At 39.2% G+C, this 4071-nt stretch carries 2 protein-coding genes and 2 pseudogenes; 1 reads left to right on the top strand and 3 read right to left on the bottom strand.

What is annotated here, in order from left to right; translation table 11 throughout:
• Both RAC86_RS36000 and RAC86_RS35995 read right to left on the bottom strand, forming a co-directional pair.
• Window positions 1–231 (bottom strand): annotated as a pseudogene (locus RAC86_RS36000) (DUF3221 domain-containing protein); the annotation flags it as partial.
• A gap of 403 nt (window positions 232–634) precedes the next feature.
• A pseudogene (locus RAC86_RS35995) lies at window positions 635–820 on the bottom strand (hypothetical protein); the annotation flags it as partial.
• 95 nt (window positions 821–915) lie between these two features.
• Between RAC86_RS35995 and RAC86_RS35990 the strand changes: the two are divergent.
• The gene (locus RAC86_RS35990; RefSeq protein ID WP_080529402.1) at window positions 916–1179 is read left to right on the top strand and encodes a hypothetical protein; all 264 of its coding nucleotides are present in this window, start codon (window positions 916–918) and stop codon (window positions 1177–1179) included.
• A gap of 299 nt (window positions 1180–1478) precedes the next feature.
• On the opposite strand, the gene ppsA is transcribed toward RAC86_RS35990, so the two are convergent.
• Window positions 1479–4070, bottom strand: coding sequence for a phosphoenolpyruvate synthase (gene ppsA, locus RAC86_RS35985; RefSeq protein ID WP_377886718.1), 2592 nt, complete (start codon window positions 4068–4070; stop codon window positions 1479–1481).
• Between the last annotated feature and the right edge of the window lies 1 nt (window position 4071).

Here is a 4071-nt window from a genome sequence, read left to right as displayed (position 1 = left end):
TACAATTACTATGTTATTTTTAAACTTGTTCATAAGTTGTCCTTCAGAAAGATCGTAATCTTCTTTTACTGGAGTTTCTGTAGTGGTAATGAGAATTGCCCTATTATTGTCTTTAAGCACGACATAGCCTACTAGGCTCTGCATCTTTGTTTCGTCTCCGTTTTGTTCATTTTTATTGCAGCCTGCAAGGAAAATAATGAGCACTATCAAGCTTACTCCGATTTTCGGCAACCTTTCTCACTCCCGTCATGTTTAACAATCTCACTCCATAACTACATATCAATAAACTGTAGTGTAAACCTATCCAGAAACTTCTTCATTTTCTCATATTGAATCTTTTACAAGCTGGTAATACACAGACTAAATCGGGTAAAAATTCGTAGAGGTGATTTCATTGAATGATGATCATAAAGTAACTCATTACTCTTCATTTATTTTTTCAACAATCATGGTATTGGCGGTCGCCATCTTTCCACAATACACTTCTTGGTTTGTAACAGTTTTCTTCTTGGGTTTTGCACTTATCTATACATTCCCAAAACATAAAACAAGTTCATCAAAAGCAATATCTTATATTTCGTATTTTTTATTCATTGTTTCATAGACTTACACTTTAGTTAATATGTAAGGGACATTCACCAAACGGATCTACTTCTTTTTGTTCTTTCTCAAATGTTCGTATGTGGTTGCCTTCGAACCATACCCTTACTCTTATTCCGCTTTCAAACTCATTATTGCATGCTGCTTCTTTTTGGGTTCCAGCATAAATATACTTATCATTACTGTCGTCTACTATACATATATTTGCTCCCTTTAAAATCGAGATTTTTACTTTTTATGATCCATTATTCACTTTCAAAATAACTTCCAATTACAACATAATATATGTATAAATTGTAAATGGAGTTGATGTAATTGAAGATTAGGAAAATCTTATTGAGTTCTGCTTTATCCTTTGGCATGCTCATATCCGCGGTTCCCGCATTGGCTGCTGGCACTTCGTCTGAGGTTGCAGTAAAAAGTGATGAATATGATTATGACACTATATACCGCATTAGTCCTCTGCCAATGGACTTCCAGCCAACGATAGAATACAACGGTTATACTTATAAGCTTACACGTCATTATTTTGATTACTCAATCGGGTTTTACACGGCTATTTATACAAAAGTTGTTTAAATTTATAAAGGAGCTTTTTAGCTCCTTTTTCTCTTGTTTTAAGCACAAATACAAGTTTAAATGCTGGTAATAAAAAATTCACTTTAAAGAAGCGCCGCCCGCAAAATGAGGCTTTTGCACACTACGCCAATTTTATATAGAAAAGCCAGACTTCCTCCAAGAGGTTCCAGCTTTTCTTAATGTGCTATCGATCTTCGTTAGTTCAACGGGAACTTTATCATTCGGTACAATTGCAGCCTCCCAACTTCTAGTTAGGGCTGATGGCGGAATATCTGATGGCTCTCTACACACATCAGACATTATAAAATTTCAATGTAGCCTTCTGTACCATGAACGCGAATTCGTTGCCCATCTTTTATCAGCTTGGCAGCATTTTCAACGCCAACAACTGCAGGTAAGCCATATTCACGGGCTATAACAGCTCCATGGGTCATCAGTCCACCAACTTCGGTGACTAAGCCTTTTATGGATACAAACAATGGTGTCCAGCTTGGATCAGTAAAGGAGGTAACTAATATATCTCCATCTTCTAAATCAGCATCTTCCATGTTTAAAATGACACGCGCTCGCCCCTCTATCACTCCGGAGGAAACAGGTAGACCTACAATCGCTCCGGCTGGGAGATTTTCTCGTTTATACTCACCTGTAACGATTTCACCATCAGACGTGATAACACGTGGTGGAGATAGTTTTTCATATAGTTTGTACTCGTCTTTTCGTGTGCTGATGATTTGATAATCCAGTTTATGTGTGCGTACGACTTCGTGAAGTTCTTCAAAAGTGAGATAATATATATCTTCTTTCTCATGAATAACGCCCGCTTCCACGAGTTGTTCGGCTTCTTTCAGTAAAGCCTGCTTATAAACGAAGTATCGATTAACCATGCCGTATTTTGGATATTCCCTAAACCCGCTGAAATTCCGGATGATATCTATCATTCGTTTTGTTTCTTTGGCTTTTTGTTCACCATCCGGTAATTGCTTCAATCGATCTAATAACTCTTGTTCTTTCTCCAAAGCTTCCTGTCGCCCTTGCTCAAATTTTCGATGGCTGGCATTTGGCTCACTGTTATTGATATTATTAAGAATCATTGGGATAAGTGTAGTTGGTTTTTCACTCCATCGAGTTCTTGTAATATCAATTTCTCCGGTACATCGCATTCCGTATTTGCTGAGATAATCATAGATCGCGTCTCGGGTTTTGCTTCCGCCATCAAACTTAGCCAGTTCATCCAAAAAGTTATCATCTTTTACATGTTGTAAGTAATCAATTACCTCTGGATAAGGACGGATCACATCTGCGACGTCTAATAACGCAAGACCCATTTCGGAAGTAATATTATGGGGTACAGATTGAGAAAGCGTATCTGCTGCGTTTTTTTCACCTAACCACTCGTTCATTTTTTCGTTAATCCATAATGAAGCATTCATAGCAGTTCGAATCACAACCGAACTTTCTGGGTTAAATAAAATCTTCTTTAATTCCTGGATATCTTCCAGAATAAAACGAAATAAATCTGATCCTGATTTCGTTTGGATGTTTTGTTTTAACTCTTCTATCGATGTTTGACTGCTCTCAATCAAATCAGACACGATTGTCGGATCGTTTTCAACTTGAGCCGGCATATCTGCATTGCCTCTGCTGGGATTTGGTGCTGTTTTATCATTTGGTATCGACTTTATGAAATCTCGTCGCTTTATTATGGTCATAAGTGCGTCTTTTAAGAGCTGATCGTGCTGCCCCATGCCTTTTAAGAAAACTTCTCTGCTGTCAGGGGATGCCAGATGATGTGTGACATCAACAAATAGCCTTCCACCGGCTTTACGCATAGGTGCAGCAGTCGTCAACAGAAAAAAAGACAATCCTAGTGGTTTTATGGGATCCGTCATCATTTGTTGATGACCAACAGAAATATAGACGTGATTTTCTTGGTCACTCGCTTCAGGGATGGGGAATAAAGTAGTGATTGGACGACTCTGTACAATATAAAAAGTATCGCGGGCCAAACACCATTCGATATCTTGCGGCTGGCCGAAATGAGCTTCGATCTGTCTTCCAATGCGTGCCAGCTGTAAAATTTGTTCATCAGTCAGTGTTTGAGCCTTTTGCTGATCAGAATCGATCTGATGTGTTTCTGTTCCGCCTTCTTTTCGTCCGTAGATAGCCAATTTTTTAGTTGCTATTCTCTTATCGATGATTTGCCCATCCTGTACTTTATAACAATCGGCAGACACCAATCCGGAAACCAGTGCTTCACCAAGTCCAAAACCGGCATCTATGGATAACACCTTTCGGCTTGAGGTAATCGGATCAGCGGTAAATAAAATTCCCGAAGCCTGAGGGAAAACCATCCTTTGAACGATAACGGATAAATAGACTTGGCTGTGGCCAAATCCATTTTGCATACGGTAAATAACCGCGCGATCCGTAAATAGGGACGCCCAGCATTTACTGATATGCTGCAAGATTGCATCGACGCCAATAATATTTAAATAGGTGTCTTGTTGACCGGCAAAAGAAGCATGTGGTAAATCTTCAGCAGTCGCACTAGAACGCACGGCATAGGCATGTTCCTCGCCAAACTGGGAGAGATAGTGAGCCACTGCTTTCACAACATCGGAAGGAATGTCTACTTCCATAATGATTTGCCGAATCTTCCGGCTGATGTTACCAATCTGATCTCGGTCCTCAACTTTTAGCATCGCCAACTGATCCAACAACACTTGTAACGTTTCGTTTTGTTCGATGGCTTTTTGATATCCTACTGTTGTGACACAAAATCCTTCTGGTACTTGTATACCTTGAATTTTTGATAATTCCCCTAAATGTAACCCTTTTCCTCCAACGAGCGAAAACTGTGTTTTTTCAATTTCATGTAAACCGAGAACCAAA

The sequence above is a fragment of the Bacillus sp. LR_5 genome (assembly GCF_042709275.1).
The sequence above is the reverse complement of the archived record's forward strand: the minus strand, read 5'-3'. Positions and strand labels throughout refer to the sequence as shown.